This is a genomic window from Acidisphaera sp. S103, assembly GCF_009765975.1.
In the GTDB taxonomy this organism is placed as follows: Bacteria; Pseudomonadota; Alphaproteobacteria; order Acetobacterales; family Acetobacteraceae; genus Rhodopila.
Map to the genome: position 1 here is coordinate 140,637 of NZ_LMUJ01000092.1, position 6,328 is coordinate 146,964.

Annotated in this window: 5 protein-coding genes; 2 read left to right on the forward strand and 3 right to left on the reverse strand. The window is 64.3% G+C overall.

Annotation, left to right across the window (positions count from 1 at the left end):
• Nucleotides 1-15 precede the first annotated feature (15 nt).
• From GSQ89_RS30350 to GSQ89_RS30360, 3 genes are all read right to left on the reverse strand, one after another.
• Nucleotides 16-660, reverse strand: a complete 645-nt coding sequence (locus GSQ89_RS30350) for a YoaK family protein (protein ID WP_158931845.1) — start codon at nt 658-660, stop codon at nt 16-18.
• Nucleotides 661-725: 65 nt separating this feature from the next.
• A complete protein-coding gene (locus tag GSQ89_RS30355) occupies nt 726-2,663 on the reverse strand; it encodes a response regulator (protein ID WP_158931846.1) in 1,938 nt (645 codons plus the stop codon).
• A gap of 231 nt (nt 2,664-2,894) precedes the next feature.
• Complete coding sequence (locus GSQ89_RS30360; protein WP_254073433.1) at nt 2,895-3,554, reverse strand: HAD-IA family hydrolase; 660 nt, start codon at nt 3,552-3,554, stop codon at nt 2,895-2,897.
• A 138-nt stretch (nt 3,555-3,692) separates the two neighbouring features.
• Between GSQ89_RS30360 and glmU the strand changes: the two genes are divergently transcribed.
• Both glmU and glmS read left to right on the forward strand, forming a co-directional pair.
• Nucleotides 3,693-5,027 carry a bifunctional UDP-N-acetylglucosamine diphosphorylase/glucosamine-1-phosphate N-acetyltransferase GlmU gene (gene glmU / locus GSQ89_RS30365; RefSeq protein WP_158931847.1) on the forward strand — a complete coding sequence of 445 codons (1,335 nt, stop codon included), beginning with the start codon at nt 3,693-3,695 and terminating at the stop codon, nt 5,025-5,027.
• Nucleotides 5,028-6,328: glutamine--fructose-6-phosphate transaminase (isomerizing) (gene glmS / locus GSQ89_RS30370; RefSeq protein WP_158932024.1), on the forward strand; the 1,301-nt coding region annotated here is incomplete at its 3' end.

The following is a 6,328-nucleotide window of genomic DNA, read 5'->3' on the forward strand; positions in this document are numbered from 1 at the left end:
TGGAAAGTATCCGACCTAGCCTGGCGTGGGGTCAGTCAAATCGGGAAGCCGTCTGCAGAGCCAGAAAGCCAGGATAAGCGCCGCGGCGGACACGAGTACCGCGGCATTTCCCAAGCGGACAGTCGCGAACGCGCCACATCCGGCGCCAACCGCGAAGCTCAGGCAAATCGACGCAAAGATCAGCGCCTGCCGCGGAGCGTCCGGATTTTTCGGTGTGGTCAAGCCGGCGAAGAAAGTCTCCGCCGTTCGCCGCAAATTTCCCGTTGTCATCACGGAGTTGTAGGCCATTCCTTCGACTTTCGTGAATCCGGAGTTCTGCAGGGCCGCGACGAAGGCGATACCGAGAACAATCGGCAAGTCGGGAAAGTCTCGTGGCAGCATCGCGACAATCAGCAGCAGCACGATCTCGACACCGAGGCTGAACAGGGCCGACCGATGACGGCCTCGGCGAGCTTCATGAGTACGCAACAAATGTTCCGTGAATACGCCGGCCAAGAACGCAACGATGGGTGGGATGTGGCGCAGCCCCTGCGACCAATGCGCCGTGGCCAGCGAGACGCCAAGCAACACGACGTTTCCGCTCTGGGCGTTGGCGAAGACGCCGCCATGGCCAAGCCAGGTGAACGCATCGAGAAAGCCACCGGCCCCGCTAAGCAGCATGGCGACCCGCCATCTGGTTTCAGGTGCGACAACATCGCCGGCACCGGGCTGGTTCTTCGGTGAATTCAAGAATTTATGACCGTTCGGATCTTGGTCGCCAACGGGGCGTAGCTGAACGGCTTCGGCAGCAGTTCGGGGCCGGGTTCAAGGATGCCGCCATGCACGATGGCATTGCGCGCATAGCCGGTTGTGTAGACAACCTTCAATCCTGGCCACCGCGCCCGCGCCGCCTCCACCAACTGGCGGCCGGTCATTCCGCCCGGCAGACCGACATCGGTGAACAGGACGTCGATCTCTGCCTCCCGAGCCAGCGTGCGCAAGGCGGCGTGGCCATCTTCCGCCGCCACGACCCGGTAGCCCAGGTCACGCAGCGAGTTGATCGAATGCTCGCGCACCGCCGGCTCGTCCTCCACCACCAGGATGGTTTCACCATGCCCGAGGGGGATGAGATCGTCATCGGCGTCTGTCGCGGTCTCGGGGCGGGGGGCAATCAAGCGTGGAAGATACAGTTTGACGGCGGTCCCCTGCCCCATCTCGCTGTACAGGTTCACATGGCCGTCCGATTGCTTGATGAACCCATAGACCTGGCTCAGGCCCAGACCGGTGCCGTGGCCGATGTCCTTGGTGGTAAAGAACGGTTCGAAGACCCGTCCCAGGGTTTCGCGGCTCATTCCGGTGCCGGTGTCACTGACGGCGATCATCACGTATTGTCCGGCGGCGACATCGTCATGTTCGGCGACATACGCCTCGTCCAGATGGGTGTTGGCGGTTTCGATGGTCAACCGGCCGCCCTCGGGCATGGCATCGCGGGCCTGCACACGTTCTGCCTCGATACGGGAAAAATCCAACAAGGCATTCACCAGCCGCAGGAGACGCAATCCGTTTCGATGCGCCATCGCCAGGTGTTCGGCCGCCGGCACGTTGCGGCCGAGGGCCGCGATTTCGTCCTCCAGCGGACCCAGCATCAAGGTCAGCGGTGTACGGAATTCGTGGCTGACATTGGAGAAGAACGCGGTCTTGGCACGGTCGATTTCGGCCAATGCCTCCGCCCGCTGGCGTTCCGCCTCATAGGCACGGGCGACGCCGAGACCGGGTGCGATCTGCGCGGCGACCAGGTCGATGAAACCGGAATAGGACTCGTCGAACGGACGGTAGGGATTAAGGCCGGCAATAAACACGCCGGCCGGCTGATCCTGGCCTTGCTGGGCGATCGGCACGATCGCGGCGCCGCACGACGGCTGATCCCATGCGCCCACCGGCAGTCCTGCCAACCCCGTCACGTCATGGACGACGCGCTTCTCGGCCCCGGACAACACAGCGGCGACGGGGAACGGAAGGTCCTCGAGCCGGCTCACGGTCTCGGGGGCGGTCGCGCCATCGATAATGGCCGTGTCTGTCGTGCGCCACAGCCGCCCCGTCTGTCCGTCCGCCAGGTAAATCAGGCTGAACGGTAAATCCATGCTGTTGCGTCCCAGGGAACGCACTACGGCATCCAAGGCCTCCGGCTCCGACCTGACCACACCGAGTTCGCTGGCAAGGTCGCGCAGCGTGGCGACACGGCGTTCGCCAATAACACGCTGGGTTTCTTCCATCACCACGCACAGCATGCCGGCCACGGTCCCATCATCGTCGGGCAGCGGGCTGTAAGAGAAAGTGTGGTAGGTTTCCTCGGAGAACCCGTTGCGTTCAAGGAACAGCAGCAGGCCTTCGTCCCAGGTCGCACGCCCGGTGCGAATCACTAATTCGATGCGTGGTCCGATATCGGTCCAGATTTCCGACCACACCTGGTTGGCTGGCTTGCCGGGCGCCCAGGGGTGCTTGACGCCGAGGATCGGCGTGTAGGCGTCGTTACAAAAGAAGGTCAGGTCTTTACCCCAGGCCATCCACATCTGGTAGCGCGACGCGATCAGGATGCGCAGGGTGGTCGTCAGGCTGTGCGGCCAGGTTTCGCGCGGGCCAACGCCGGTACTCGCCCAATCCGTGGCATTGATTAAGGAGGCCATCTCGCCACCGACGACGACGAATGGAGATGATGCGGCAGGGGCGACCCGGAGCGACTTGCCTTCCGTGGGCCGATTGCTCGCAGACAAGTCCGCCTCTCCCATCACTCTGTTCGATATCATGACATACCGGGCATATCATGGAATGAACCAGCGGAGGTTTCGTCTGGATTTCACGCAAAGGTGACGCAGGTATCGGGGTCCGCATCATCGGACCAGACCGTGGCGCTTCGTCTACAGAGCAGCCGACAACAACTGGTTTGCGATCAGGGCGGCCTCGGTGATGTCATACGCCACGGCGGTGCAGCCTTCGGCCATGGTGGATGACCCATATCCCCATCCGGCGAAAATGCTCGGCATCCCGGCTCCGCGCGCGGCAACCACGTCGTTATGATGGTCGCCCAACATCAGGGCGGCGGAAGGCTGGCCACGGGCCTTGGTCAGGGTGGCGAGTAAATGGGCGGGATCGGGCTTCCGGGTGGGGAAACTGTCACCACCGCCAATGGCGCACAGCAACGGCAGCAGCCCCAACGCCCCCAGCAACATCCTGGCAGCCTGCTCGGGCTTGTTCGTACAGACAGCCAGGTGCCATCCGTCTGCCGCGAGCCTGGTCAGCACGGGCAGGACCTCGGGATACAGCGCACTCTCCACCGCGACATTGGCGGTGTAGTCGGCCGTCAGGTCGGCTACCGCAGCCGCATCCGGCTGGCGGTCATGGGCGGCAAAAGCGCGCGCGACCAGGACCGCGACCCCGTCGCCCACCATCGCCGCCACCTGCCGCCGGGTGAATTCGGGCAATCCCCGCGCCGCCATCAGCCGGTTCAAGGCGGACGTCAGATCGGGAACGGTATCGACCAGAGTTCCATCGAGATCGAGCAGCAAGGTCCGCGCCACTATGTTGCACTCCGAAACGCGAATTGAACCAATAGCATAATGTGGGCTTTGACATTGCTCCATGGTCACCGCTACGCCAACCCACCACAATGTTGGACCCGTTCCGGACTTACGGGCCTAACGAAGCAGGGATCACGCATGCAAGCCACCGCGATCGTACTGGCTGCCGGCCAGGGTACACGGATGAAATCAGCGCTGCCGAAAACGCTGCACCGGCTGGCGGGGCAATCCATGCTGCGGCATTTGCTGGCAAGCTGCGAGACGGCGTTCGACCGCATCATCGTGGTGTTGGGACCGGGCATGGAGGCGGTACGCAAAGAGGCCGAACCACATATCTGCGTCGTGCAGCAGGATCGTTTGGGGACGGCCCACGCGGCCTTGCAGGCGGCCGAGCATTTCGGGGACGGACAGGTCGCGGTGCTGTACGCGGATAATCCGCTGATCCGGCCCGCCACATTGCAACGGTTGCTGAAAAGCCACGCTCCGCTGCGATTGTCCCTGCTGGCGTTCCGTACCGCCGTCCCCGGCAACTATGGCCGGGTGATTGTCGGCGCCGATCGCCTGGTATCCCGCATTGTCGAAGCCACCGACGCGTCGGCGGCCGAACGCACGGTCAACCTGTGCAACGCCGGTGTGCTGTGCGGCAGCGCGGCCGAGATGTTGCGCTGGCTGCGCGATGTGCACAACGACAATGCCAAGAAGGAATACTACCTGACCGATGTCGTGGCGCTCGCGCGCGCCGACGGGCGGTCGGTCCTGGCGGTGGAGGCCCCGGCGGAGGAACTCGGCGGCGTCAATTCCCGCGCCGAACTCGCTCGGGCCGAGGCCGTCCTGCAAGGCTGGCTGCGGGATGCGGCGATGGACGCCGGGGTGACGATGATCGATCCATCCTCGGTGTTCCTGTCGGCGGACACGAAGCTATCGGCCGACGTGACGATCGAGCCGAACGTGTTCTTTGGTCCCGGCGTAAGGGTGGCTGAAAACGTGACAATCCGGGCGTTCAGCCATATCGAGGGTGCCACCATCGGCGCCGGATCCATCATCGGGCCGTTCGCGCGGCTGCGACCGGGGGCGACGCTCGATGAGGACGTGCATGTCGGCAACTTCGTGGAGATCAAGGCCGCGCACCTCGCATCCGGGGTCAAGGCCAGCCATCTCAGCTATATCGGTGACGCCTCGGTCGGGACGGACACCAATATTGGTGCCGGGACGATCACGTGTAACTACGATGGTTATAACAAACATCGCACCACGATCGGTGCGCATGTGTTCGTCGGGTCGGATACCGCGCTGGTCGCGCCGGTTTCGGTGGGGGACGGGGCGGTGATCGCGGCCGGCAGTGTGATCACGCAGGACGTGGACCCTGATGCCCTGGTGCTGGCGCGCGGGCGGCAGGTGCAGAAGCCAGGCCGGGCGATCGAGATGCGGGCGGCGGGCTCCGCGGCAAAAGCGGCTTTGAAGGGAACGAACTGAATGTGTGGCATCGTTGGGGTTATCGGCGCTCGTCCCGCGGCACCTGTCATCCTGGATGCGCTGCGACGGCTGGAATATCGCGGCTATGACAGCGCCGGCATTGCCACGCTGGTAAACGGCCATATCGACCGGCGTCGCGCCGAAGGCAAGCTGGGTAATCTGGCCGCCGCGCTGGACCGGCACGCTCTGACGGGGACGACCGGCATCGGCCACACCCGCTGGGCCACCCATGGTGCGCCGACCGAGAGCAACGCCCACCCGCATGGCACCGCCCGCGTGTCCCTGGTGCATAATGGGATTATCGAGAACCACGCCGAACTGCGCGCCGAATTGGAAGCCGAGGGGCAGGAATTCAGCACCGAAACCGACACCGAAACGGTCGCCCAACTTGTCGATCTGAACCTGAAACGCGGCATGGCACCGGTCGAGGCCGCCGGCGCGGCACTGCGGCGGCTGGAGGGTGCGTATGCGTTGGCGATGATCTTCGCCGGGCACCCGGAACTGATCGTGGGCGCTCAGCACGGCGCGCCGCTAGCGGTCGGATTTGGCGACGATGAGATGTTCGTCGGGTCGGATGCCCTGGCGCTGGCGCCGCTAACCCGCCGGATCGCATATTTGCGTGACGGCGACTGGACGGTGGTGGATCGCCAGGGCGCCCAATTCTTCGACATCGACGGCAAGCCGGTGAAGCGGGAAATTAAGGAAACCCGCATGACCGGCGCCGCCATCGGCAAAGGCAATTTCCGTCATTTCATGGAAAAGGAGTTGCACGAGCATCCGGCGGTGATCGGGGAGACGCTGCACCAGATGGTCAGCCCGGGCAGCCGGGCGGTGGCACTGCCGGATCTGGGAATTGATTTCGCTCGGGTGCCCCGGATCACCATGAGCGCCTGTGGCAGTGCTTTCTACGCCGGCCTGGTCGGGCGCTGGTGGTTCGAGGCGATCTCTCGCATTCCCACCGATGGCGACGTGGCCAGCGAATTCCGTTACCGTACCCCTCCGATGCCACGCGGCGGGCTGGGTTTGCTGGTGTCACAGTCGGGGGAAACCGCGGATACGCTGGCGGCGCTGCGCTATATGCGCGAACAGGGCCAACATGTTCTGTCCATCCTGAACGTGCCCGAAAGCACCATGGCGCGCGAGAGCAACGCGGTGCTGGAGACGGTGGCCGGCCCGGAGATCGGCGTCGCCAGCACCAAGGCATTCACCGCCCAGTTGTCGGTCATGGCCTGTCTGGCGATCGCGGCGGGGCGGGCAACGGGGGCGGTTAGTTCGGATCAGGAAGCGGCCCTGACCGCCGC

Excerpts from the sequence above, each read along its gene's own strand:
- GSQ89_RS30355 (WP_158931846.1), bottom strand. The coding sequence starts at position 2,663 with ATGGCCTCCTTAATCAATGCCACGGATTGGGCGAGTACCGGCGTTGGC.
- glmU (WP_158931847.1), top strand. The coding sequence starts at position 3,693 with ATGCAAGCCACCGCGATCGTACTGGCTGCCGGCCAGGGTACACGGATG.
- GSQ89_RS30350 (WP_158931845.1), bottom strand. The coding sequence starts at position 660 with ATGCTGCTTAGCGGGGCCGGTGGCTTTCTCGATGCGTTCACCTGGCTT.